Annotated in this window: 23 protein-coding genes; 12 read left to right on the forward strand and 11 right to left on the reverse strand. The window is 67.9% G+C overall.

What is annotated here, in order from left to right; genetic code table 11:
• The first annotated feature begins 23 nt into the window (after nucleotides 1–23).
• Nucleotides 24–2,903 carry a PAS domain S-box protein gene (locus ABWO17_RS07235; RefSeq protein ID WP_353117071.1) on the forward strand — a complete coding sequence of 960 codons (2,880 nt, stop codon included), beginning with the start codon at nucleotides 24–26 and terminating at the stop codon, nucleotides 2,901–2,903.
• Nucleotides 2,904–3,212: 309 nt separating this feature from the next.
• The gene (locus tag ABWO17_RS07240) at nucleotides 3,213–3,386 is read left to right on the forward strand and encodes a twin-arginine translocase TatA/TatE family subunit (protein ID WP_353117072.1); all 174 of its coding nucleotides are present in this window, start codon (nucleotides 3,213–3,215) and stop codon (nucleotides 3,384–3,386) included.
• A gap of 128 nt (nucleotides 3,387–3,514) precedes the next feature.
• On the opposite strand, the gene ABWO17_RS07245 is transcribed toward ABWO17_RS07240, so the two are convergent.
• Nucleotides 3,515–4,651, reverse strand: a complete 1,137-nt coding sequence (locus ABWO17_RS07245; RefSeq protein ID WP_353117074.1) for a nucleoside recognition domain-containing protein — start codon at nucleotides 4,649–4,651, stop codon at nucleotides 3,515–3,517.
• A gap of 632 nt (nucleotides 4,652–5,283) precedes the next feature.
• Between ABWO17_RS07245 and ABWO17_RS07250 the strand changes: the two genes are divergently transcribed.
• A complete protein-coding gene (locus ABWO17_RS07250) occupies nucleotides 5,284–6,510 on the forward strand; it encodes a chemotaxis protein (protein WP_353117076.1) in 1,227 nt (408 codons plus the stop codon).
• Between the two features lie 695 nt (nucleotides 6,511–7,205).
• On the opposite strand, the gene ABWO17_RS07255 is transcribed toward ABWO17_RS07250, so the two are convergent.
• The 3 genes from ABWO17_RS07255 to ABWO17_RS07265 all read right to left on the reverse strand — a co-directional run bounded on the left by ABWO17_RS07255 (nucleotide 7,206) and on the right by ABWO17_RS07265 (nucleotide 11,524).
• Entirely contained in the window at nucleotides 7,206–9,128 is a 1,923-nt protein-coding gene (locus ABWO17_RS07255; protein ID WP_353117078.1) for a sigma-54-dependent transcriptional regulator, read from the reverse strand.
• Nucleotides 9,129–9,236: 108 nt separating this feature from the next.
• Nucleotides 9,237–10,529 carry a peptidase U32 family protein gene (locus ABWO17_RS07260; RefSeq protein ID WP_502914885.1) on the reverse strand — a complete coding sequence of 431 codons (1,293 nt, stop codon included), beginning with the start codon at nucleotides 10,527–10,529 and terminating at the stop codon, nucleotides 9,237–9,239.
• Between the two features lie 98 nt (nucleotides 10,530–10,627).
• Nucleotides 10,628–11,524, reverse strand: a complete 897-nt coding sequence (locus ABWO17_RS07265) for a PHP domain-containing protein (protein WP_353117080.1) — start codon at nucleotides 11,522–11,524, stop codon at nucleotides 10,628–10,630.
• A gap of 221 nt (nucleotides 11,525–11,745) precedes the next feature.
• Here ABWO17_RS07265 and ABWO17_RS07270 point away from each other — a divergent pair, with 221 nt between their 5' ends.
• The 9 genes from ABWO17_RS07270 to ABWO17_RS07310 all read left to right on the forward strand — a co-directional run bounded on the left by ABWO17_RS07270 (nucleotide 11,746) and on the right by ABWO17_RS07310 (nucleotide 16,942).
• The gene (locus tag ABWO17_RS07270; protein ID WP_007526635.1) at nucleotides 11,746–11,946 is read left to right on the forward strand and encodes a Trm112 family protein; all 201 of its coding nucleotides are present in this window, start codon (nucleotides 11,746–11,748) and stop codon (nucleotides 11,944–11,946) included.
• Nucleotides 11,947–12,230: 284 nt separating this feature from the next.
• Nucleotides 12,231–12,644, forward strand: coding sequence for an Hsp20/alpha crystallin family protein (locus tag ABWO17_RS07275; protein WP_353117082.1), 414 nt, complete (start codon nucleotides 12,231–12,233; stop codon nucleotides 12,642–12,644).
• A 9-nt stretch (nucleotides 12,645–12,653) separates the two neighbouring features.
• A complete protein-coding gene (locus tag ABWO17_RS07280) occupies nucleotides 12,654–13,193 on the forward strand; it encodes an Hsp20/alpha crystallin family protein (RefSeq protein ID WP_353117084.1) in 540 nt (179 codons plus the stop codon).
• 152 nt (nucleotides 13,194–13,345) lie between these two features.
• Nucleotides 13,346–13,894, forward strand: a complete 549-nt coding sequence (gene yfcE, locus ABWO17_RS07285) for a phosphodiesterase (protein ID WP_353117086.1) — start codon at nucleotides 13,346–13,348, stop codon at nucleotides 13,892–13,894.
• 87 nt (nucleotides 13,895–13,981) lie between these two features.
• Nucleotides 13,982–15,121, forward strand: a complete 1,140-nt coding sequence (locus tag ABWO17_RS07290) for a tRNA dihydrouridine synthase (RefSeq protein WP_353117088.1) — start codon at nucleotides 13,982–13,984, stop codon at nucleotides 15,119–15,121.
• Nucleotides 15,122–15,264: 143 nt separating this feature from the next.
• On the forward strand, nucleotides 15,265–15,525 hold the full coding sequence (locus ABWO17_RS07295; protein WP_353117089.1) for a hypothetical protein: 261 nt from the start codon (nucleotides 15,265–15,267) through the stop codon (nucleotides 15,523–15,525).
• On the forward strand, nucleotides 15,506–15,976 hold the full coding sequence (locus tag ABWO17_RS07300) for a hypothetical protein (protein WP_353117090.1): 471 nt from the start codon (nucleotides 15,506–15,508) through the stop codon (nucleotides 15,974–15,976). Before ABWO17_RS07295 ends, ABWO17_RS07300 begins: the two co-directional genes overlap by 20 nt.
• Before the next feature lie 149 nt (nucleotides 15,977–16,125).
• Complete coding sequence (locus ABWO17_RS07305) at nucleotides 16,126–16,488, forward strand: MerR family transcriptional regulator (protein WP_353117092.1); 363 nt, start codon at nucleotides 16,126–16,128, stop codon at nucleotides 16,486–16,488.
• A complete protein-coding gene (locus ABWO17_RS07310) occupies nucleotides 16,481–16,942 on the forward strand; it encodes a carboxymuconolactone decarboxylase family protein (protein ID WP_353117094.1) in 462 nt (153 codons plus the stop codon). Before ABWO17_RS07305 ends, ABWO17_RS07310 begins: the two co-directional genes overlap by 8 nt.
• Before the next feature lie 193 nt (nucleotides 16,943–17,135).
• Here ABWO17_RS07310 and ABWO17_RS07315 read toward each other — a convergent pair whose 3' ends face one another.
• From ABWO17_RS07315 to ABWO17_RS07345, 7 genes are all read right to left on the reverse strand, one after another.
• Nucleotides 17,136–17,672 carry a hypothetical protein gene (locus tag ABWO17_RS07315; protein WP_353117096.1) on the reverse strand — a complete coding sequence of 179 codons (537 nt, stop codon included), beginning with the start codon at nucleotides 17,670–17,672 and terminating at the stop codon, nucleotides 17,136–17,138.
• 275 nt (nucleotides 17,673–17,947) lie between these two features.
• Nucleotides 17,948–18,370, reverse strand: a complete 423-nt coding sequence (locus ABWO17_RS07320; RefSeq protein ID WP_353117097.1) for a VOC family protein — start codon at nucleotides 18,368–18,370, stop codon at nucleotides 17,948–17,950.
• Nucleotides 18,371–18,550: 180 nt separating this feature from the next.
• The gene (gene epsC / locus ABWO17_RS07325; protein WP_353117099.1) at nucleotides 18,551–19,504 is read right to left on the reverse strand and encodes a serine O-acetyltransferase EpsC; all 954 of its coding nucleotides are present in this window, start codon (nucleotides 19,502–19,504) and stop codon (nucleotides 18,551–18,553) included.
• Between the two features lie 200 nt (nucleotides 19,505–19,704).
• On the reverse strand, nucleotides 19,705–20,637 hold the full coding sequence (gene cysK / locus ABWO17_RS07330; protein ID WP_353117101.1) for a cysteine synthase A: 933 nt from the start codon (nucleotides 20,635–20,637) through the stop codon (nucleotides 19,705–19,707).
• 297 nt (nucleotides 20,638–20,934) lie between these two features.
• A complete protein-coding gene (nifS, locus tag ABWO17_RS07335; protein WP_353117103.1) occupies nucleotides 20,935–22,137 on the reverse strand; it encodes a cysteine desulfurase NifS in 1,203 nt (400 codons plus the stop codon).
• On the reverse strand, nucleotides 22,134–22,979 hold the full coding sequence (gene nifU / locus ABWO17_RS07340; protein ID WP_353117105.1) for a Fe-S cluster assembly protein NifU: 846 nt from the start codon (nucleotides 22,977–22,979) through the stop codon (nucleotides 22,134–22,136). Before nifU ends, nifS begins: the two co-directional genes overlap by 4 nt.
• Before the next feature lie 353 nt (nucleotides 22,980–23,332).
• Entirely contained in the window at nucleotides 23,333–24,175 is an 843-nt protein-coding gene (locus tag ABWO17_RS07345) for a DUF4422 domain-containing protein (RefSeq protein ID WP_353117107.1), read from the reverse strand.
• Between the last annotated feature and the right edge of the window lie 57 nt (nucleotides 24,176–24,232).

The following is a 24,232-nucleotide window of genomic DNA, read 5'->3' on the forward strand; positions in this document are numbered from 1 at the left end:
CGCGCCGCAGGGGAGCGACACGCATGGCAGCCGACGACGGCCACCACGACCACGACATCGCCGGAACCGGGCAGCCCCCCGCACATCCCGGACGCCGGGAAGGCTCCGGCAATGCTCCCGCTGGCGCTTCACCGGGTTCCTCGCCTGGTGGCGCGGGGAATGTGACGTCCCATGCCCTGCCGGACGCGGAACCTTTTGACGCGGCAGAGAATCTTCGTCTGCTGCTCGAACACCTGCCCAGCGCGTATTCCCTGCACGAAATGCTCTGGGACGAGCACGGCCAGCCGTGCGACTACAGGTTCCTCGACGTCAATCCCGCCTTCGAGGCCATGACCGGCCTTGCCCGCGACAGGATGATAGGCCGTACGTTGTTTGAGGTTTTGCCCGGCATCGAACGCAAGTGGCTGGATATCTACGGCAGGGTGGTCTCCACCGGCGAAAGCACGGCCTTCGAACACCGGGACGCGCTGCTGGGCAGGCACTGGAATGTGCGGGCCTGGCGCGCGGGGCCGAACCGGTTCGCGGTGGTCTTTACGGACGCCACCCGCTGCCGGGTCATGGAGGACGAACTGCGTCGCTCCTCGGCCATGCAGCGGGCCATGATCCGCAACATTCCCTTCGACTTCTGGGCGCGCGATGCCAGCGGCCGCGTGGTCATGCAAAGCGACATTTCCGTGGCCCTGTGGGGCGACCTGACGGTATCGCCCGACAGCGAGCGGGACGTGCCCGAGGCTACCCGCAGCGGGTGGACGGCCATCAACGCCCGTGCCATGGCGGGCGAGACGGTGCGCCACGAGCACGAGGCGCAACTGCCGGACGGCACCCGGCGCGTCTTCTCCAGCATGGTCACCCCCATCCGTCCCATCCGTGAAGACACGGCCGACGGGCTGCTCGGCATTCTCGGCATCAACATCGACGTCACGGAACAGCGCGCCGCCGAACAGGCCGCGCGCCACAGCGAGGCGCGGTTCCGTTCGCTGATAGAGAACGCCCTGAACCTGCCGGTGCAGGGCTACGACCGCGAGCGGCGGGTGTTCTTCTGGAACGCCGCCAGCGAACGCCTGTATGGCTTCACTCGTGACGAGGCCGTGGGCAGGCGGCTGGAGGAACTCATCATCCCGGACTACATGGTCGACGTGGTGCTGCGCGACGTTGCCCACTGGGTGGAAACCGGCATCGCCCCCCGCGCGGGCGAATTGCGCCTGCGCCACAAGGACGGCAGCCCGGTGGCGGTGTATTCTTCGCACGTGGCGATGCAGGGGCAGGGCGGCGAGCCCGAGATGTACTGCATCGACGTGGACCTCAACGACCTGCGCCGTGCCGAACTGGCCCTGCGCGAGAGCGAGCAGCGCTTCCGCTCGCTGGTGGCCAACCTGCCGGGCGTGGTCTACCGTTGCGAGACCGCGCCGCCGTGGCGGGCGTTGTTCGTGTCCGACCAGGTGGAACAACTGACCGGGCATCCGGCGGCGGAATATCAACAGGGTACCCTACCCCTTGAACACATCGTGCATCCCGATGACCGCGCCAGGATCATCGCGGAGATGGCGGCGGTCACCGATCCGGACGGGCATTATTCGCTGGAATACCGGGTACAGCACGAAGACGGCACCCAGCGCGCGGTCATGGAGCAGGGGCGGCGGGTGCACGACGAGGCAGGCAGGGAGTTTCTGGATGGGGTGATCCTGGATGTAACCCCCCTGCGGCAGGCCCTGGGCGATCTTGCCGACGCGCGCGACTTCCTGGATGCGGTGATGGAGGCCATGCCATCGGCCCTGGCCGGGGTGGGGCCGGACGGTCTGGTCATTCACTGGAACCGCGCGGCGGAAGAGGTGTCCGGCCTTTCGCGCGGGGCGGCGCGCGGGCGCCCCGCGGCCGAGGTGTTGCCCCGGCTGGTGGGCGCCGCCCCGGACGTGCACGAAGCCGTGGCCCGGCGCCAGGCCGCCCGGTTCGAGGGACTGCCCCGCGTGACGGACGGGCGGCTGCGCTACCTGGATGTGATGCTGTTCCCCCTTGCGGGGCAGGATGCCGCGCCCGGCGTGCAGGGGGCCGTCATCGTGCGGGTGGACGACGTCACCGAGCGCACCCGGCTGGCCGACATGCTGGTGCAGACCGAAAAGATGCTGTCGGTGGGGGGGCTTGCGGGCGGCATGGCGCACGAACTGAACAATCCGCTGGGGGCGGTGTTGCAGGGCGTGCAGAACATCATGCGCCGACTGGACCCGGACCTTGCCGCCAACGCCCAGGCAGCGCGCGAAACCGGGGTGTCGCTGGCGGCCATGCGCGCCTACATGGAGACCCGGCGCATTTCCGAAATGCTGGAAGGCATCCGTGATGCGGGCACCCGCGCGGCAGACATCATCGCCACCATGCTGGATTTCACGCGGCCCGGACAGGGGCGGCGCACCACGGCGCGGGCGCACGCCCTGGCCGAGCGGGCGCTGGCCCTGGCGGGCAGCGACTACGATCTGCGCCGCCAGTACGACTTCCGCAAGCTGCACGTGGTGCGCGATTACGCAGAGAACGAGGATACCCTGACCTGCGTGCCCACCGAGATCGAGCAGGTGTTGCTGAACCTGTTCAAGAACGCGGCTCATGCCATGGCGGAAAAACGCTACCCGGTCGGGCAGGCCCCCGCCCTGCGTGTGGCCACCCGGCGCGAGGGCGACGAGGTGGTCATCGTGGTGGAGGACAATGGGGCGGGCATGGAGCCGGAAGTGCGGCGGCGGGTATTCGAGCCGTTCTTTACCACCAAGCCGCCGGGCGTGGGCACCGGGCTGGGGCTTGCGGTCAGCTATTTCATCGTGGTGCGCACCCATGGCGGCAGCATTGCCTGCGACGGAGTGCCCGGCGAGGGGACCCGGTTCACCGTGCGGTTGCCGGCCAGGCAGGCGGTGGACGACTAGGGGTTGTTTCCGGATTGGCGTTGGAAGCAGCCTGCGGGGCAGCTTGTCGTCCTAGTGGCCGGGAAGCGTTTTTCCTTGCGGTTGCAGCACATTGCCTGTCGGACTTCACGGCCCGGAGCCCTGCTTCGGGCCGTATTGCTTGTGCAGGTTGCCCGCACAATCCCCGGCGTGATTGCACAAGTTGGCGCATCATGACAATCAGGCGTATGCAATGCCGGGGGCGTGCGGCGTCGGAAAGGTGTTCCGACATGCACCGCGCGCTGTGGACAGCATTCTTGCGCGCATCATGCGCCTTCACGGGGTGGAATCATGATCGGAGAGCTTTTTCAGCCGATGCACCTGCTGGTTGTGGGTATCGTGGCCTTGTTCGTTTTCGGGCCGGACAAGCTGCCCCAGTTGGGCAAGACATTGGGCAGGGCCGTGCGCGAACTGCGCGGAGCCATGAACGAACCCGACGATGCCCCCAAGGATGGCCCCAGATAGGCAGGGAGTCCGGATGACCCACGCCTGAACGACTGGGCCGGAACGATGGAACACAGACGGTCAGGATGCGAACGGGACGGATGCGGCAAGTGCCGCGTCCGTCCCGTTCGCGTGCGTTGGGGCGAGGGCTAGTGCGCGGTCATCCACCATGTGGCGGTAACGGCGGTCAGGCTGGCCACGCGGAACAGCTGGCTCTGCACCAGCAGCACCAGTCCCAGGCGGGGGGTGAAGATGCCGGTGTGCGACGGCAACTGGTGGCGCAGTGCCCGGATGGGGGTGGCCACGATGGTGCCCAGCACCAGCGCCAGCGCGGTCTGGGCCGTGTCCAGCGAACCCGCGTCCAACAGGGCTGCTGCGGCGGCCACGCCGGACGAGAATTCGGCGGCGGCGGAAAATATCACCACCCCGGCGGCCTGCACCGGCAGGATGCCCATGCCGAGTCCCCCGGCGGCGCCGCCTGCCGCAAGCTCGCGCAGGGTGTCGAACACCCCGGCCTGATGCAGGGCGTACATGGCAAGATAGGTTGGCGCGGTGAACAGGGCCATGCGGCCGATGCGGCGGCGGAATCGCGCGCCCACCAGCGTCACTGCCGCCCGCAGGCGGTCAGCCGGGGTGGCGGGCGCGTCCGCGTGGATTTCATCTGCCGTATCCGCATGCATGGGGCCGGAATGGGGCGAGTCCTGTCCGGCAGGCAGCCGCCCGTGTCCGTCCAGTCCCCCGGTCACGTCCCCGTCCCCGCGCGTGTCAGGTGGCTCTGCCCGGCGGGTGAGCAGCAGCACCAGCGCCGTACGCAGCAGCGCGGCCACGCCGTTCAGCGTCAGGTAGATGATGCCCGCCGTGCGCGCCAGCGGCCCCACCACGAAGAACGTGGTGGGCAGGTGCAGCAGGAAGACCGGCAAGCCGGAATTGAGCAGGTATGACAGGCGCAGTTCGCGCGCGGACAACCGCCCGGCGGTGTGCGCCTCCATGAGCAGCGAGTTGGATGCGGCAGCGGACAGGAACGCCGTGGCAAAGGCGGCGCCGCTGGCGTCGGGCAGGCGACCCCAGCGGGTTACCGGGCGGGCCAGCCGGGCCAGAAGCGGCGTCCAGCCAAAGGCTTCCACAGCCAGTCCCACGGCCAGTCCCACACCCATGGTCACCAGCATGTGCAGCAGGGGGCGTACCAGCCCCGGCCACGCGGCATGCCAGGCCAGCAACCGGGGGTCGCGGGCCAGGATGGCTCCCAGGGCCACGGCACAGGCCAGCAGCGGCAGTGCCAGTCCCATGCGCGACACACGGCGGCCCCCGATCCTGCCGGTTTTGTCGATCCTGCCGGTTCTGTCGTGACGTGCATGTGCGCTGCGGCCCTGGGGCTGCGTGGCGGGGTTCACGGACGAGGACGAGGGAGTGCCCGGTACACCGGGCTGCTGGGGCGGAGTGGAGGCACCGTGTTGTCGGGTGTGCGGCGTGGGCATGCGGTGGCGGCCTGGTGGGACGATGATTCGGACGACGGTTCGGTTCCGGGAGGGGGCTGCCGCCGGTCGGCAGCGTGCGGGAACACTGCGGGTTGTAGGCCCGGCTGCGGCGTGGCGCAAGGGAAAACCGCGTGTCGCCCCAGGGGGGCGGCACGGCGCGATCCCGCCGCGAAAGGGTGCGGGTGCCCGGTGGCCCTTTGTCCGGAAAGGCGCTATGTTGCAGATCGAACGATGTCGCACGGCGCGACGGCGCGTTGCCGCCGGGCCGACACGCGGACGCCATCATTCTGGGGCGGATTCGGCATACCCTGCGCTCTTGCAACGGGCATGCGCCCTTGCAACGGGCCTTCGCAAGCGCGGTCGACATTGGCATCGGCACGGCATCGGCTTACTCTCGGATTCTCATCGGGGCATGGCGCGCCAGCGCCCTGTCGGGAGGCATCATGGGGCAGACCGGCATTCTGCTGGAATCCGGCACCAACGAACTCGAGATCGTCGAGTTTTTCGTAGATGAGGCCGCGCCCGCCAGCGCGACGCCAGGCATGTCCGATCCGTTTGGCGCGGGCGATCCGTTTGGCCCGGTTGACGCTGATGCCGGGCATGGCGGACCGGTCGTCACGCCTGGGGGCCGGAACGGCGATGGAGCCTGCGGGGCGGAAGTGTCCGCCGGGGGCTCTTTCGGCGCGGCACCCCCGCCCGGGTGCGGTACGCTACGGCGGCGGTATGGCGTCAATGTGGCCAAGGTGGTGGAAATCATCCGCATGCAGCCCGTCACTGCGCTGCCGCAGATGCCTCATCCGGCGGTGCTGGGAGCCTTTCCGCACCGCGACGGGCGGGTCATCCCGCTGGTGGACCTGGCCAAATATCTGGGTATCCCGCGCGATACCAGCGGCGAGCCCAAGATCATCGTCACCGAATTCAACACCGTGGTCACCGGGTTCCTGGTGTCCGGGGTGAACCGCATCCACCGCATCAGCTGGACCGATGTGGAGGCCCCGGGCCGCTTCCTGCAGGAGGCCAGCCGCAACTCCATCACCGGCATGGTCCGGCTGGATGCGTTGGTGGTGTTTCTGCTGGACATGGAAAGCATCGTGGCCGAGATGCATCCGGATCTGTCCATCCGCATGGAACGACCCCTTGCCCCGATGTCTGCCGGAAGGGGGCGGCAGGTTGCGGAAGTTGCGCCTGACGGGACCGATGCGTCTGGCGAGACCATGGACGTCATGGTCCCTGACGCCGAGCCGGATCTGCCGCCGCGCCGCTACCGCATCCTGCATGCCGACGATTCCGGCAGCGTGCGCCGTCTGGTGCGCAGCCTGATGGAGGCCAGCGGGCGGTTCGAGCTGTTGCAGGCCAACGACGGACAGGAAGCATGGGAAATGCTGGAAAGCCTGCGCCGCGAGGCGGAAGGCAAGGGCGTTCCCCTGTCCGATCTGGTGCAGGCCGTGGTTTCCGACATCGAGATGCCGCGCATGGACGGGCTGACCCTGTGCCGCCGGATCAAGGAAGACTCCGCGTTGCGTGCCCTGCCGGTGGCGCTGTTTTCGTCGCTGGTTTCGGAGCGGCTGGGGCACAAGGGCGAATCGGTGGGCGCGGATGCGCAGTTCGCCAAGCCCGATTTGCAGCTGCTCAGTCAGAAGGTGCTGGAACTGTTGGGCGAATCCGCCTGACGCGCCTTGCTCGACCCGCCGTGCCCCGCGTTACGCCGCGTGGCGCGTCTTGTCGCGCGCATGCACGGTGCCCGCATGACGGGTGCCGTCGCGTATCCTGCCCCGCCGTTTCGCGTGGTTCCCACGCCCTCCTGCGTGCCCCCTGATGCCCTGACGCGCCGTGTGCCGGGCGGCCCTGACGCGCCGTGTGTCGGGCGGCCCTGACGCGCCGTGTGTCGGGCGCGCACTCTCCGTATTTCCAGAAACGTGCGGGGCGCGACGTTCACATGGAACGGCGCGCCCCGATTTCGCCCGCGACGCACCGACTGCGCCACGGACCCCTGCGGCTGGAATGCGTCCAACGCATTCCCCCGTACCGGCTGGCCTTGTCCAACCGCCTTCCGGCACGGATCGGGCATCGACCGACATGCCCGGTGTCTGTTGCCATATACTTACCAAGAAGCGTGCCACTCGTGTTGCGATGGTGTTCTATTGTGAATGTCTTTTTATTCGGTAGTGTTGCGCGTTGTCCCAGCTGGGCGGTCAACCAGTGAAAGGTCGCGCGGGGCGTCCGTCCGCGATGGCGGACGCGCGCGAGTCGTAAAAATCCGCGATAGCGGACAGCGAGGGGCAGGGAGTCGTCCGCGATGGCGGACAAGGCGTCCGTTGCCGCGTGCCCGTTGTCGAGTGCCCTTGGCGAGGCACCTTGCGCGGGGTCAGCGGGGCGGTACGCCGTGCTTGCGCAGCAGATCGTACAGGTGCGAACGGGATAGCCCGGACAGGGCACAGGCAGCGCGGATGTCACCCCCGGCCCGGCGCATCAGTTCGTGCAGGTAGGTGGTGAACTGGGCATCGCGAAAATCGAAGAAGCGAGGCAGGCCACCGGCAAAGGGAGCGGTTGCGACGGAAGGCGTCCGCACGATTGCAGCCTGTGACCGATGGGGGGCGTCGCCCACCGGGGTGCCGTGGGGCGGCAGCCCCGCATGAGCTGCCAGGCCCAAGGGAATAGCGTCCGCGCCGATGCCGTGCCCTGCCCGCGATGGGCCGCCACCGCCGTTGCCGTCGGGCATGTCGCCGTGCTTCAGGCTGTCCGTGAACGCCGGGTGATTCGGGGGCACTGGCCGTTCCGGAGGAGGGGCATAGTGGGGCGAGGTGTAGATGGCATAGGGCGCGCGGGGTCCCCAGCCGGGCGAGACAGGCGATACGGGGGGGGCCTGCCCCGGCGTGACGGTCTGGCTGGCCAGGCCGCTGTCGCCTTCACGCACGGGAGACGGACCGTCCCCGGCCTGCACTTCCGTGGTGGGCCGCGTTGCTTCCGCGGGGTCGTTCGCGGGGCGGGGGCTGGCCGGTCCGTCAGTGTCCTGCGTTTCCCTGGCGGCATGCGGTGCAAGGGCGGCGCGCTCCCCGGCCCCGTACAGGCAGGATGGCCCGCCAAGGCCGCCGTAGCCGGCAGGGGCGGCGGCACCGTTGCGCGCGGCGGCGCGGGCCAGACAGATGCGCAGGTAGTCGGGCAGGTGGCGGGCGAACAACTTGGGTGCGTCCTGAGAGGCCAGCACCGCCCGTTCAAGGGTATGGATGAGTTCGCGCACGTTGCCCGGCCAGTGGTAGGCCAGCAGCGTTTCGTGAAAGTCGGGCGAGATGTCCTTTTCCGGCAGGGCAAAGCGCGCCCAGATGCGCGGCAGGTAATGCCCGGCCAGCGCGGTGACGTCCTCGCACCGTTCGCGCAGCGGCGGAATGTTCACCACCACCGTACGCATGCGGTACAACAGGTCGCTGCGAAAGGTGTTGCGCTCGGCCATGTCTTCCAGATCGCGGTTGGTTGCCGCGATAAGCCTGAAATCGCTGGTGATTTCCGTGCGCCCGCCCACCGGGCGAAAGCGGTGTTCCTGCAACACGCGCAGAAACATCTTCTGCATGGACAGGGGCAGTTCGCCCACCTCGTCCAGGAACAGGGTGCCCCTGTCTGCCTGCAACACCAGGCCGTCGCGGTTGGAATCGGCCCCGGTGAAGGCGCCCTTGCGATGGCCGAACAGGATGGACCCGGCCAGCGAACGCGGCAGCGAGGCGCAGTCCACGGCCACGAAGGGCGCGGCGGCGCGGGGGCTGTTGTCGTGGATGGCCCGGGCGAAAAGTTCCTTGCCCACGCCCGTTTCGCCGGTAACCAGCGCGGCGGCGTCGCTGCCTGCCGCTTCGGCCACCACGTCCAGGCAGCGGCGGATGGCCGTGCTGACCCCCACGATGGAATGCTTCAGGCGCGACGATGGCCGCTGTGCGGGCAGGCGGGCGCGGTAGTCCAGCGCGCGCAAGAGGGGCAGCACCACCCGGTCGGCGGGCAGGGGCTTGCGCAGCCATTCCCACGCCCCGTGGCGGATGGCCCGCTCCGCGCCGTCCGGGTCGCCCCCTTCTGCGGTGACGATGATTTCCGGCTGGCCGGGCAGGGCGCGCAGGCCGGGCATGGCCTCCACTCCGTTGCCGTCGGGCAGGGTGGCGGCCAGAAAGATCACGTCGGCGTCGTCGGCCAGCAGGCGGCCCTCCACCAGGCCCAGCGCGCGTGATGCCCGGTGCCCCAGCCCCTCGGCAATGCCGGCGACCAGGTGGGCGAAGGCGGCGTCTGCGTCGATGATCAGCACGTGGGCCATGGATGTTCCGTAAGGTTCCGTGGGGGTTGCGGAGCGGTGTGCGCCAGTGCGCGCCAGTGTGTTACGGACGCCGGGGCTACGGATGCCGAGGGGGCCGGGCGGGCTTGCTCAGGCCCGCACGAACAGTCCGGGCGCAAGGCCCTGATGGTCGCAGTGCAGTACCCCCGTCATGCCGGGGTGCAGCCGGTCCACGGTTTCGCCCTTGTGATTTTCCAGCCGGAAATCGCCGGGTTGCAGTTCCGGCCTGTGCAGGCCGGGCAGCAGCAGTTCCAGGGGCTTTTGGGCGCGCCACGGGGCGCGCACGGAAACGTGCCACGCGCCGTCACCGGCGGGCTGTTCGATGCGCGCCACCACCGGGCGGCGCATGGTGTCGTGCGGCAGGCCCCGGTTCAGCCGTTTGCCGCCGGGGAGGAAAAAGCCGGTGGACAGCGGTCTGCTTGCGGTGTTCAGCAATTCGTACAGGTAGTCCTCGTGCCGGAAGGTGCGCCGGGTCAGGTCGTCCAGGGCGGTGCGGTAGGCGTCGGTCACCTGGGCCACGTAGCCCGCGCTCTTCACCCGGCCTTCGATCTTCAGCGCGGCCACACCCACGGCGGCGAACCAGCGCACGTACTTCACCAGGCACAGATCGTTGGGCGCCCAGAAGCTGGAATGGAACGGACCGTCCTGCACCGCCTCCCACGCTATTTCGCCGGGCCGGGTCTTTTCCTCCACGGCCAGGGCCATGCCCTGGTATTCGAAACGGCAGGGGTGGGTGCACTGGCCGAGGTTGGCCGGACGGTTGTTCATCCAGGCCGAAAGCAGGCAGTGACCGGACACGGCCAGGCACACGGCCCCGTGCACGAAGGCTTCGAATTCCACGCCGGGACAGGCCCGCACCAGGTCGCGGATTCCGGACATGTCCAGTTCGCGCGCCATGTTCACGCGGGTGGCGCCCATGTCCTGCCAGAACATGGCTGCTTCGGCGTTGGCGGTGTTGGCCTGGGTGGAAACGTGCAGCGGCAGGCGCGGCACGCGGCGGCGGGCCATGCGGGCAACGCCGGGGTCGGCCACGATCAGGGCGTCCACGCCCGCCGCGTGGGCCTCGTCCATGGCGGCTTCCACGTCGCGCAGGTGGCGCTGGTGGGGCAGGCTGTTCAGGCAGTAGTAGACGCGCGCGTCCACCGCATGGGCGCGCCGCACCGCCTGGGGCAGTTCGTCGGGCGAAAAGCCCTGGGCGCCCGCGCGCAGGTTGGGGCCGCGTCCGCCGAGGTACACGGCGTTGGCGCCGTAGCGCAGGGCCGCGTCCAGCTTTTCCATGTCGCCCGCCGGGGCCAGCAGTTCGGGCAGGGCGGGGCGCATGGCGGGGGAAGCGTCGTGCACGGACGCGAAGAAGGGGAAATTGGGGCCGGTGCCTGTGGTCATGATGTCTGTGGATGTTTGAGGCTGTTGGGGCGGTGGCAGGCGGCGGGCGGCCCGCCATCGGTTGGCGAAACGGGCGGCGCGGCCGTGGGGCGTTGGCCCTATACCGGCAGCCCCTGGCGGCGTCTGTGTTCCTTCAGGTCGTCCAGTACGGCGGTGGTCACGCGCAGGCCGCCGCGCCCGCGCCCCAGTGATATGCCGGGCTTGCCCGCGCCGTGATAGTCCGAGCCGCCGGTCAGGGCCAGCCCGTGCCGGGCGGCCAGATCCACGCAGCGGCGGGTATCGGCCTGGGAATGTTCGCTGTGGTAGGCTTCGATGGCGTCCAGGCCGTGGGGCTTGAGGTCGGCCACCGTGTCGTCCAGCCATTCGGCAAAGCCGTTGCCGGGGTAGCGGAACAGCATGGGGTGGGCCAGGGCCACGGTGGCACCCACGGAACGCAGCAGGCTCACGCCGTCTGCGGGGGACAGGGTTTCCTTGGCCACGTACGCCCGGCCTCCGGGGCCGAGGTAGCGGGCAAAGGCCTCTTGCGGCGAGGAGACGTAGCCCTTTTCGTGCAGGATGCGCGCGAAGTGCAGGCGGCTGACTGATTCGCCGCCGGAGATGGCCTCTACCTCGGCATATTCGATGTCCACGCCGCATTCGCGCAATTGCGCGGCGATGCGGTGGTTGCGGGTGGCGCGGTGGCGGCGCAGTTCGGCCAGGGTGGCGTCCAGCGGGGCGCCACCCGGAGTGGAGCCGTCGCCGCCGGGCAGCCACAGGCCCAGGATGTGCAGTTCGCCGTGTTCGCAGCGCACGCCCAGTTCGCACCCCCGGATGACCTCGATGCCGCGCTGGCGGCCTTCGCGCATGGCCTCGTCCAGGCCGGACGTGGTGTCGTGGTCGGTAAGGGCTATGGCCGCCAGCTTGGCGGCGGCGGCCTTGCGCACCAGTTCCGCCGGGGTGTCGCTGCCGTCCGATGCGGTGGAATGGGAATGCAGGTCTATGAAACGTATGGACATGTCTGCTCCGGGTGCCTGATGCCGCGCAACTGTGCGACCGGGTACGCGGTGATGCTACGTGCCGCCCCGGCGGGTGTCAACAAAGGTGTCCGGCATCCCGGACGGGCTGCCGGTGCCCGTGGGAAGTTGCGAAAGCCGGGCGGGCTACCGGGCCTGGCCCTGCTTGAGCAGGCGGCGGCTTCGGGCTATGGTGCGCCCACAATGCAACCAAGGAGCATGCCGTGTCGCTGAACAAGGAACTGCTGGAAATCCTCGCCTGCCCCAAGTGCCGCCAGCCCGTGGAACCCGTGGACAACGAGCGCGGCCTGAAGTGCGCCCAGTGCAAGGTGGTCTACCCCGTGCGCGACGAAATTCCCGTGATGCTGGTGGAAGAGGCCGTACCCGCCGAGCTGTGGGAGCAGGGGCAGCGTTCGGTGAAGTAGCGCCCGGCGGGGTCTTCGTGCCTGGTGGGCGGTGTGCTCCGGTTCGGTCCGTGCGCCCGGATTGCCCGATTCGCCCCGGGCGTACCGGAATGGTCGGCCTGACCCGCCGTGCGCGCCGGGCCCCTTGTGTTCCGTGCCGCCCACGGGCACATTGACAGCGCCGCCGGGGATGTTAGCTATGCCTGTGCCGCCCCTGTCTGCCGGTACGGCTGGTCCGGTCTCCCGGTCCTTTGAACCGCCGGTGTGCAGCACCGTCCGCAATCCGCCCATCCGAAGAGGTGCGCATGGTCATCGACTTCAGCGCGTTCTATGAATTTCCCAACCTGCTCGACCGCCTGGCGGGCGATGCGGGCCGCAATCTGGCGGCCACGCGCGGCAGGGCGCTGTTCCCGCCGCTGAACATCGGCGAGGACGACGCAGCCATCCGCGTGCGTGCGCTGGTGCCCGGCGTGGACATGGACGGGCTGGACATTGCCCTTACCGACAAGACGCTGGTGCTCAAGGGTGAACTGCCCGTTGTGCGTGGGCGGTACTATCGGCAGGAGCGGCCCACCGGCCCCTTCCAGCGGGTGGTGACCCTGAACGTGCCCATCGACCGCGACCGGGCCACGGCCACCCTGAAGGACGGCGTGCTGGAAATCGTGCTGCCCAAGGCGCAGGCGGTGAAGCCGCGTACCGTCCATATAGCGGTCAGATAGGAGACAGCCGTGACGCCCCCAGACCGCCGCCCCCGTTTTCCGCACCCCGCAGCGCGCCCTGCCCGTCAGAACGAACGTGGCGACCGGGGTGGTTCCGCCCGGCAGGGCCGGTTCGCCCAGTCGCCCCAGCCGCCGCGCATGCGCCCCCAGGCAGACCTGGTGGAGCGCGAGGACGGCTTTCACCTGTTTCTGGACATGCCCGGCGTGGCCCACGACGACCTGGTGCTGGACGTGGAGGGTGACGAACTGACCGTGCGCGGCGTGACCCGCTTCGGCGATTGCCGCGACATGGGCAAGGACGGGGGACGCGACAAGGACGCGGAGCCCGGTGCCACCGAAAATCCCGCGCCCTGCGGCTGCGGCCCGGCGGGCGGTCCGCGCGTGCACGCCATGGAGTTCGGTGACGTGGAATACCATGCCGTGTTCACTCTTTCGGACATGGTGGACGCCGCGCGCATTTCGGCCCAACTGGTCAACGGCGTGCTGACCATCCGCATGCCCAAGCGCGAGGCCGCCGCGCCGCGCAGGATCAGCGTCGAGCATTTGTAGTCGCCGCGTCATCTTGCTGTCCGCATCCAGAACCACTTTTCCGCATGCATCCCTTTCCGCGACCATGTTCCGGGCCACCGCCCCAGGCGGCGGCCCGTTTCCTTCCCGGCGCGCTGTGCAGCGCCAGCCATACCATCAGGAATCATTCGACCATGAAACTGCTCATCGCCTCCGACCTGCACGGCTCGTTGCCGCGTACCGAACTGGTGCTGGAACTGGCCCGCACCCATCACCCCGACGCCCTGGTGCTGCTGGGCGACCTGCTGTACCACGGCCCGCGCAACCCGGTGCCCGAAGGGTATGCCCCGCGTGAAGTGGCGGCCCTGCTGAACGACTGGGCCCCGCGCATCATCGCCGTGCGCGGCAATTGCGACGCGGAGGTGGACACCATGGTCCTGCGCTTTCCCCTGCCGGAAGCGGCGTGGATATTCGCCGACGGGCTGCGCATCTGGGCCAACCATGGTCACCATCACCAACTGCCCGACCGCTTCCCGAACCTTGCCCCCGGCGATGTGTTCCTGTGCGGGCACACCCACATTCCCCGCGCGGAAACCGTGGACGGCCTGCACATCTGGAACGTGGGTTCCACCACCCTGCCCAAGGATGGCTACGTGGCCTCGTACGGCCTGTTTGATGCCGGAACCCTGTCCATCCGCGACCTGGACGGCAACGAAGTGCTGCGCCACACCCCCGGCGCATAGCCCGCGCCCGTGCCGTTTCCCGTGCCGTCACCTGTCCCGCCCACCGTGCCGAACACATCCCTTGCGGACATGCCCCGGCCCGACTCCATGACCGACGCAGCCACCCATGCCGCGCAGATCGTCGTCCCGCCGTCCCCGTCCCTTTCATGGGGCGATGCGGCCCTTGCCGCGCGCCTGCGTGCGCCGTTGACCGTGGGGGGGCGCACCGTGCCGGGGCGGCTGTGGCTGGCCCCCATGGCCGGGCTGGGCCACGCCGCCTTTCGCGAGGTGGTGGAGGGCTACGGCGGTTGCGGGCTGCTGTTCACCGGCATGTGCAATGCCCGCGCCGTGCCCACGGAACGACCGGACAAGTCCGAGGCGTTCTCGTGGCGCGCGGGCGAGCCGCCCCGGCTGGTCTGCCAGCTGTTCGGGGCGGAGCCGGAACACATGGCCGAGGGCGCGCGCCGGGTGCAGGCTGAAGGTTTTTTCGGCGTGGACCTGAACATGGGCTGCTCGGTGTCCGCCATCGTCAAGCGCGGCTGCGGTGCGGACCTGCTGCGCGATCCGGAGCGCGCCGTGCGCATGGTGGCAGAGGTGCGCCGCGCGGTGGACATTCCGGTGTTCGTCAAGTTCCGCACTGGCTGGTCGCCGGACCCGCAACCCGCTGTGGACCTGGCCCGCCGCTTCGAGGATGCCGGGGCCGACTGCCTGGTCTTCCACCCCCGCGTGGCCCCGGACCGGCGCACCCAACCGCCCCGGCGCACCCACATCGGGCTGGTCAAGGCGGCGGTGTCCATCCCGGTCATGGGCAACGGCGACGTGTTCACGCCGGAGGACTGCGCCAGCCTGCTGGACGACACCGGCTGCGACGGCGTGTCGCTGGGGCGCATTGCCGTGGCCCGTCCGTGGGTGTTTGCGGCGTGGACCGGCGCGCTTGATGACGACCCGGACCGCAACCCCGCCCCGTGGCGCGAGGCACCGCTGGCACTGCTGGACGCACTGGCCCGCAGGCACGGCCCGGCCCGCGCCGTGCGCATGTTCGGCAAGTTCCTGGTCTACCTCACCGGCAACTACACGTTTGGCAACGGGCTGCGCGGGCGGTTGCTGCGGGTGACGGGCCAGACGCCTGCCTCTTTTGGGGCGGACGATCCCGGAGGCCTGCGCGCGTTGCAGGAGACCCTGCGGGCCGAACTGAACCCGCTGCCCGAGGTGCTGCGCCGCCCCAGCGCGCTGCTGTTCGGCATGTAGGGCTGCCCGCCGCCCCCCCCCCGATTCCCCTGATCCCCGGCACAAACTTTCGTGCGACATGGGCAATTGTGGCCGATGCCGCCGTCCGCTCGGTGGCACCGTGCCATCTTGACGCTATCGTGCTACCTTGGTACATACGCACCATGAATATCGAACGTGTCCAAACCGGCGTACGCATGGAAAAGCGGTTGATCAAGGTGCTCAAGGCCCTGGCTGAGTTGCGGGACATGAGCCTGGGCGACCTTCTGGAGGGCATCGTGCTGCACGCCTTTGACGGCAGCCAGCCGTTTTCCGCGGATACACTGGAGAAGATCCGGGAACTGCGGAAAATCTACGGGCTGGATATCACCGCGGCCCACAGTCACAACCTGCACGAGGGGGGGGATGCCCATGTGCCGGATTGAGCGGCAGCACACCATCTGGCTGCGCGGAGCCGTGGACCGGGTATTTCCCATGTTCACCCCATTGGGCGAGCTTGGTTGGGTGGACGGATGGTGTCCTGCATTCATCCACCCGGCGGATGGCCGCATTGAGCAGGGCATGGTGTTTCGTACCGGCAGCGGGGCGGAGGACACCCTGTGGATGTGCACCCGGTGGGACCCGGAGGCGCAGCAGGTGGCCTATGCCCGCGTTACCCCCGCGTCTCGGATGGGGTTGGTGGAGGTGGCATGCCGGGCTGTGTCTGCTGGCGAGACGGAAGCCGTGGTCCGCTATACCCTTACCGCTTTGGGCGATGCCGGGCGGGACTATTTGGCCGCCTTCACCGAGCCGGAGTACCGTGCCATGATCGAGGAGTGGCAGATGCTCATCGACGCATGGCTTGCGGCACACCCCGGCGAGGTCATCGACCACTGAGGCGTTTCGTGCCTCTGCAAGGGGTTTGCGGTGGCTATCTCCCGCCCGGTCGTGGATACGGCCGGGCGTGTTTTTTTGGTGCCCACCGCGAAACCGCTTGACTTCGAGCGTACTCCAACTTGTAGGCTCCGGAAAAAGGAGGAAGGCCCATGCGCATCCGTGAAGTGGCGGCGGCCACCGGACTGAGTGCCCACACCCTGCGCTGGTACGAGAAGATCGGCCTGTTGCGCTCGGTGGAGCGCGACCGGGGCGGGCGCAGGCTGTTCACGCAGGGCGACCTGCGCTGGCTGGAATTCATCGGCAGGCTGCGCGAGATGGACATGCCCGTGCGCGAAATGGTGCGCTATGCGGAACTGCGAGAGCAGGGTGATGTCACCCTGGCCGCGCGGCGTGAACTGCTGGAAACACATCGTCAGCGCGTGCGCCAGCGCATGGACCGGTTGGCGGCGTGCCTGACCCATCTGGATGACAAGATTGCCTGGTATCGCGGGCAGGAGGATGACCATGCATGACGGCGTGAAGACGGCCCAAACGGAAGGGGCGGGACAGGTGGACGGGGCGCAAGGGGCGGAAGGGACGGAAACCCGCTATCAGCGGGGGCTGCGGGTGCTGTCGCAGGTGGACGGCACGGCGGGCGAACAGGTGGTGGCGAAACTGGCGGAATTTGCGCCGGATTTCGCGCGGCTGCTGGTGGAGTTTCCCTTTGGCGACGTGTACGCCCGGCCCCAGCTTGGCCTGCGCGAGCGCGAGATTGCCACCATTGCCGCGCTGACGGCCATGGGCACGGCGCGCCCCCAACTGGAGGTGCATATTGCCGCCGGATTGCACGTGGGCCTGACCCGCGAGGAAATCCTGGAGGTGATCATGCAGATGGCGGTGTACGCAGGCTTTCCCGCCGCGCTCAACGGCATTGCCGCCGCGCGCGAGGTGTTCAGACGGCAGGACGCGGCACAGGGGGGGGCGTAGCATGGATCGGGGCGCAGCAAGGGCGACGGTGCAATGCGTCCGGACAGGCCGGGATGGGCGCGCGTCCGCGCCAGCATCCCGCGACGGAACCTCGTCGCGGGATGCAAGGGGAAAAGCCAATCATGTCGGAAGGTAGGGAATCCGGAATGGACTCGTGCCAACCTCTTCAGGCCAGCGCATGCAATGCCCGTTGCTAGCGTGGCCAGGCCAGCAGCACGTCCTCGCGGCGCAGGGGCAGGGCCAGCGCATCTTCCAGAGCACCGGAAATGGCCGCGTCGGCCAGCCCGGCCACGTAGCCGGGCGGCAGCACCCACACTCCGATGGCCGGTCCGCCGTCCATGCGGATGGCCAGCGCCACGGCGTCTTCGTTCAGGCCCAGGATCCGCGCGGGCCTGCGGCACCACGGCAACCGCGCCACGGCGGGCAGTGGAGGCGCGCCCTTTGGCCGCTTGGGCATGCACGGCTCACCGCGCAGGCGAAAGGACAGCAGCACGCTGGTCCAGTCGCCCTCGTTGCCGTCGGCGCGGGCAGGCGTCAGCGCGTCGTCCTGCCGGGCGAACAGCCGGAACACTTCCACCCGTGCCCGGTGGTAGGTGTCCGTGCGGCGGCAGCGCACCCCGCTGCGGTGGATGGCGAAACAGGTTTGGTTGATGGCAAGCAGACGGCGGGTTCCCGTGCAGGTGACGCCGGGAATGGTGACCATGGAATCGGCAAGTAGCTGGAACGGCATGTCGGTTCCTCCTGCTGATAACCTACTTTTCCGGTAGGTTATTCGGCAGCGGAAGGCAAGAAAAATCGGACGAAAATAATTTTAGTATGCTTAGTTCCAATACGCGCTGTTCCAACATGTTTTGGTATGGAATGCGTATCCGGTTGCATGGAAAGAATGAAAGAAAACGGGCTCCGCGCAGTGCGTGCGCGGAACCCGTGGCATTTCTGGGCAGGGCAAGGGGGGAGGGGAAGTCGGACGCGGTATTCAGGCGAGATCGGCGGCACGCGGCTTACTCAGCCGAGTACGATCCGCCCCGCCTCATCCAGCTTCAGTGAAGGCACGTGGGCCACTTCCCACGGATGGCCGTCCGGGTCGGCGAAGTAGCCGGTATAGCCCCACGGCTTGTCGCGGGGGGCGTCCAGCACCGTGCCGCCCGCGGCAACGGCCTCGGCCATCAGCGCATCCACCATGCTCCGCGCGGTCACGTTGTGGGCCAGGGTGATGCCCCCCGGCGCGGGGGTGGCCCCGGCCATGCCGCAGTCTTCCAGCAATTCCTGGCGCGGGTACAGGGCCACGACCAGTTCGCCCACCTGAAAGAACACGATCTTGTCGCAGTCCGGGTAGGCGGGCTTCCAGCCCAGGGCCTCGTAAAAGGCCCGGCTGCGGGCAAGGTCCGCCACGCCAAGGGTCAGCAGGCAGATGCGGGGAATGGGCATGGGGGCTCCTTTGGCGGTTGGCGCCGGATGGGGGAAGGTGTGCGGGACAGCCTAACCCCCTGCGCTGCCGGGGTATAGCGGGGTGCGCATGACGGGACACCGTCTGGCCGGAATGAATGAGGCCGGAACACGTCTGGCCTGACGCGCGTCTGGTCTGGGCGTGTTTGGTCTGTCCGTCGCCTACTTCCGCCCCACCATATCCTCGTCGGGCTTGGGCTTGGCCGAGCGCTGCTGCACGATCTTGGAGCCGGACGGCACGTCGTGGGTCACCCACACGTTGCCGCCGATCATGGACCCGGTGCCGATGGTCACCCGGCCAAGAATGGTGGCCCCGGCGTACACCGTGACGTTGTCTTCCAGGATGGGGTGGCGGGGGTTGCCCTTGATCAGCACGCCGTCGCCGTCCTTGGGGAAGGACAGCGCGCCCAGGGTCACCCCCTGGTAGATGCGGCAGCCGCGCCCGATGATGCACGTTTCGCCGATGACCACGCCGGTGCCGTGGTCGATGAAGAATTCCTCGCCGATGCGCGCGCCGGGGTGAATGTCGATGCCGGTGCGCGAGTGGGCCATTTCGCTGATGATGCGCGGGATCAGCGGCACCTCCATGCGGTACAGCTCGTGCGCGATGCGGTGGTTGATCATGGCCGCGATGGACGGGTAGCAGAACACCGTTTCGCCGGGGCTTTTGGCGGCGGGGTCGCCTTCGTAGGCGGCCTTCACGTCGCTGGCCAGCATGCGGCGGATTTCCGGCAGTCGTTGCAGGAACTGGATGGCCTTGTCGCGCGAGTGCAGTTCGCAGCTGCCGCATTCGCGGGCAAAGTCGGCACAGGTGAAACACGCCCCACGACGGATCTGCTCGGACAGGATGCGGAAGATGGAATCGAGGTTGGCGGCCAGGTGGTAGCGCATCGATTCCAGATGCACGGTGGCGGTGCCGAAAAAGCCGGGCAGCAGCGCGGCGCGCAGGCGGCTGACCATTTCGGCCAGCGCCTCCAGCGAGGGCATGGGCGCGTCGTGCAGCGAGCGGTGGTAGACCGCTTCGTACGATTCCGGCGCGCACAGATCGGCCACGATGCGTTCCAGTTCGGGCATGCCTTGCAGCGAGCGGGCGTCGAGGTCGTCGAGTTTCTTCATGCGCGTGCGATCCGTCGGGGTTGGGGTTATGGGGGAAATTGAGGAGAGAATGCTGTGACCAGGGCATTGCGCCTGATGTGAATTTCGTTCTCCGGCGAGGAAGATGAAGTGTGGCAAGGGGAGCGTACTTCGGTTGTACGTGACCCGATGCCGCAGCTTCATCTGACGAAGCCGGAGGGCGAAAGGCGCATCAGGCGGGGCTAGTCGGGCATTTCGGTAAAGAGCGGGGTCGAAAGATACCGCTCGCCGGTGTCGCACACCACGAACACCACGCGCTTGCCCGCCATTTCCGGGCGGCGCGCCACGGCCATGGCGGCAAAGGCGTTGGCCCCGGACGAAACGCCGCACAGGATGCCTTCCTCGCGCAGCAGGCGCCGGGCCGTGGCCAGCGCGTCCTTGCCGGGCACGCGGATGATCTCGTCGTAGACCTTGGTGTCCAGCACCGGGGGCACGAAGCCCGCGCCAATGCCCTGGATGGCGTGCGGGCCGGGCGCGCCGCCCGACAGCACGGGCGATTCGTCCGGTTCCACGGCAAATACCCTGATGGACGGGTTCAGTTCGCGCAGCCGCCTGCCGGTGCCGGTCACGGTGCCGCCGGTGCCCACGCCCGCCACGAAGGCATCCACCTTGCCGTCGGTATCGGCCCAGATTTCCTCTGCCGTGGTCTTGCGGTGCACCATGGGGTTGTCCGGGTTCACGAACTGGCCCAGCATCACCGCGCCGGGCGTTTCGGCCACGATGCGCTCGGCTTCTTCGATGGCCCCGCGCATGCCCTTTGAGGCCGGGGTAAGCACCAGCCGCGCGCCAAAGCCGCGCAGCAGCGCCTTGCGTTCGTTGCTCATGCTTTCGGGCATGGTCAGCACAAGGGTAAGCCCGCGCACCGCCGCCACAAAGGCCAGGCCCACGCCGGTATTGCCGCTGGTGGGTTCCACCAGCAGGCCGCCGGGGGCCAGTTCGCCCCGTTCCATGGCCCCGTCGATCATGGCCAGGGCAATGCGGTCCTTCACCGAGGCGCAGGGGTTGTTGAATTCCAGCTTCGCCACCACCTCGGCCGCGCAGCCTTCGCTGACGCGGTTCAGGCGTACCAGCGGGGTACGGCCTACCAGTTCCGTCATGTCGCGGGCGATCTTCATGCGAGCCTCCTGTGGGTGTCCGGCGTGGATGCCGGGGCGCGTGGTGCGCGCGGGGGCGGTGTGTGCGCCGCCTGTCGCCTGTGTGCGAAAAAAGGGGGAGGGAAGCGCCCCCTCCCCCGAATGTGCGGTAACGTATGCGTGGATGCAGCCGAAACTGCTGGCGATGCTCAGGGATGCCACAAACGGTGCGGCGCGTACAGGGGCAGGCCGATCCCGCAGGCACGGGGCAGGTTGCCCCGGCTGCGGGGGCACGTCACCGCGCAGGGGCACGCCGCACGGTGCGCGACGTTGCGCGCCCTAGCAACTGCACGCAGGCTTCTTGCCCAGCGCCGCCTCTGCCTCGCTCCCGGCGCGGAAGGGCGACATCTCGCGCAGGCGGGCGATGACGCGCGGCAGTTCGCGCACCACGTGGTCCACTTCTTCCTGCGTGTTGAAGCGCGAAAGGCTGAAGCGGATGGAGCCGTGCGCGTAGGTGAACGGCACGCCCATGGCCCGCAGCACGTGCGAGGGTTCCAGACTGCCGGACGTGCAGGCCGAGCCGGAACTGGCGCACACCCCCAACTGGTCGAGCAGCAGCAGGATGGCCTCGCCCTCCACGTACTTGAACGAGATGTTGGTGGTGTTGGGCAGGCGGTTTGCCTCGTCGCCGTTGACGATGGCGTCGGGGATGGCGGCCAGCAGGCCCTGTTCCAGCCTGTCGCGCAGGGCGCGCACGCGGGTGTTCTCTTCCGCCATGTTGGCGGCGGCAAGGTCGCAGGCCATGCCCAGACCGATGATGGCGGGCACGTTCTCGGTGCCGCCCCGGCGTCCGCGTTCCTGGTGGCCGCCGCGCAGGAAGGGCCGATAGGCCGCCCCGCGCCGCACGTACAGCGCGCCGATGCCCTTGGGGGCATGCAGCTTGTGGCCGGACAGCACCAGATAGTCCACGGGCAGTTCGCGCACGTCGATGGCCAGCTTGCCCACGGCCTGCACCGCGTCGGTGTGGAAGGGCACGCCGCGTTCCTTGCAGATGGCGGCGGCTTCCGCCACGGGGAAGATGGTGCCCGTCTCGTTGTTGGCGAACATGATGGACACGATGGCAGTGTCCTTGCGGATGGCCTCGCGCAGTTCGTCCAAGTCCATGCGGCCTTTGTCGTCCACGCCCAGCAGGGTCAGTTCGTAGCCGTTCTTTTCCAGGTGCTGCGACAGGCTGAGCACGGCGGGGTGCTCTACCCTTGTGGTGATGATGTGCTTCTTGTCGGGCTGGGCGGCCAGCGCGGCGCGGATGGCGGTGTTGTCGCCCTCGGTCCCGCACGAGGTAAACACGATTTCTTCCGGCGTGGCCCCGATGAGCCGGGCCACCTGTTCGCGCGCCTCGCGCACGGCGCGGCCCACCTGCCCGCCAAAGGTGTGCATGGACGAGGGGTTGCCGTACAGTTCGCCGAAATAGGGCAGCATGGCCGCAAGCACGGCCGGGTCCACGCGGGTGGTGGCGTTGTTGTCGAAGTAGACCGTGTTCACGCTGCCGCCTCCTTGACCACGATGTTTTCGTCCACATGATCGCGCAGGGTCTTTTCCACAAAGCCTTCCAGCGTCAGGCGGCTGGAGGGACAGCTGGTGCACATGCCGCGCAGGGCCACGTAGACGGTGGTGCCGTCCATGTCCACGAGTTCGATGTCGCCGCCGTCCTGTTGCAGGCGGGGGCGGATTTCGCCCTCCAGCACCTTCAGGACCAGTTGCATGCGCTGCACGTTGGAAAGCTTTCTGGGTGCTGCGGCCAGCGGCGTTTCACACACCGGGGTCTTGCCCAGTTCCGCGTCCAGCAGCTTTTGCAGTTCGCCCACGCATTCGCCGCAGCCGCCGCCGGCCTTGGTGTAGTGGGTGATTTCCTCCACGGTCTTCAGGCCGTTTTCGCGGATGGCGCGCACGATCTGCTCGTCGGTCACGCCAAAGCACTTGCAGACCAGTTGGCCCTCGTGGCTGTGTTCCACGGCGGGTTCGCCGCGCCAGTTACGGATGGCGGCCTCCAGCGCTTCCTGCCCCATGACCGAGCAGTGCATCTTTTCCTTGGGCAGGCCGCCCAGAAATTCGGCGATGTCGCGGTTGGTCAGCTTCAGGGCTTCTTCCACCGTCATGCCCTTGATCAGTTCGGTGAGGGCCGAACTGGAGGCGATGGCGCTGGCGCAGCCGAAGGTCTGGAATTTGGCGTCCACGATGCGGTCGCCGTCGATCCTGAGATAAAGCTTGAGGGCGTCGCCGCAGGCAAGGCTGCCGACCTCGCCGATGGCGTTGGCGTCTTCAAGGGAGCCCACGTTGCGCGGGTTCAGAAAGTGCTCTCGCACCTTGTCGGTATACTCCCACATGTTGCTGTTCCTCCGGGGGGCGTTAGCGCGTTCGGCTGAGCACTGGCAGAGCATTGGGCTGAGCACTTGGCGGGGCACGGCGCGTCATTATTGGGCATATAACAACGCGCGTCCGACCGGGGAAGGGGCGGAGCGGATTTTTTTGGTCGGGATTGCGTGGTGGAGCAGGGGGAGACAGGCAAGAACAGGGGGGAGAGACCGTGCGGAGCGGAGGCGGAGCGGGGGCCGGAGCGGGGGCGGACCTGGGGCTGGGCGGGGAAAGACGCGCCGGAACCATTCCGGCGCAAGAGGGCAGGAGCAGGGCCGAATGGACGCAACGGGCCACCACGGGGAAGTCGTAACGGCGCGGGCTGCTACATCTGCCGTTGCCAGCGTTTCTTGCCAAGGCCAAGTGCGCCCAGCAGCCTGTGCCCGAAGAAATGGAATCTGTAGCGGTTCCATTTCCGTTCGTCTTCTTCTACGTGCAAGACGGGAAAGGTCATGAACTTCAGTCCGTCCGCCTGCTGCTTGTATCTGATGAACACGGCCATCAGCCGTTCTGAGAGAAAGCCGTATATCCGCTTCTGGTAGTCATTCCTGTCGTGAACGTTGTCATGCACGCGCCGTTCGACTTCGAAAAGAATGTCGAACAGCCAGCGTGCATATTCGTCGAACAGGGGCTTGGGGGCAACGAACATGTTGGTGCCGTACATGCGCGAGCTTTTGCGTATGACGGTGTCGGCAGCATGGGACATGTGCGGATACTTTTCGTCGATGACGGCAAGTGCGGTGTCGATGTCGGACGCAAAATGCGCCTTGCGATACTGTTCGTGGATGGTTTCGTCAAAGCTGCACTCGTGCGGCAGAAGCACGTCGTACCGGCAGAGCAGCGAATGGATGTTTTCCCTCGTCAGTCCATGGGCGGAAAGGGACGCGGCATCTGTCTTGTGGGTCTTGGTGCGCGCATTGGCAAGGTTCAGCAGCCGCCTGTAGTGGAACAGGCCCACGACGTCGGCGTGTACGTTTTTCCATATCCAGTAGGTGGCTGTCAGCTCGCAATAGTGTGTATTTTTTGTGGATATGCAGTCGCCGGTGTCGTCGCCGGGAAAACCGAGATCGGCGGCGGAAAGGGCCTTGCCGACATGGATGGGCTGGATGATGTCGCTGCGGATGGTCTGGGCTGCCTTGTGGTAGCAGGCAAAGATCTTGATATCCATCGAAGGAACTCGCTTCGGTGTCGTGATGGGAGCGGCAGGCCTGACGAAGCGCCAGCG

Origin of the sequence: Nitratidesulfovibrio sp., from assembly GCF_040373385.1 — a bacterium.
Taxonomy (GTDB): Bacteria; Desulfobacterota; Desulfovibrionia; order Desulfovibrionales; family Desulfovibrionaceae; genus Cupidesulfovibrio.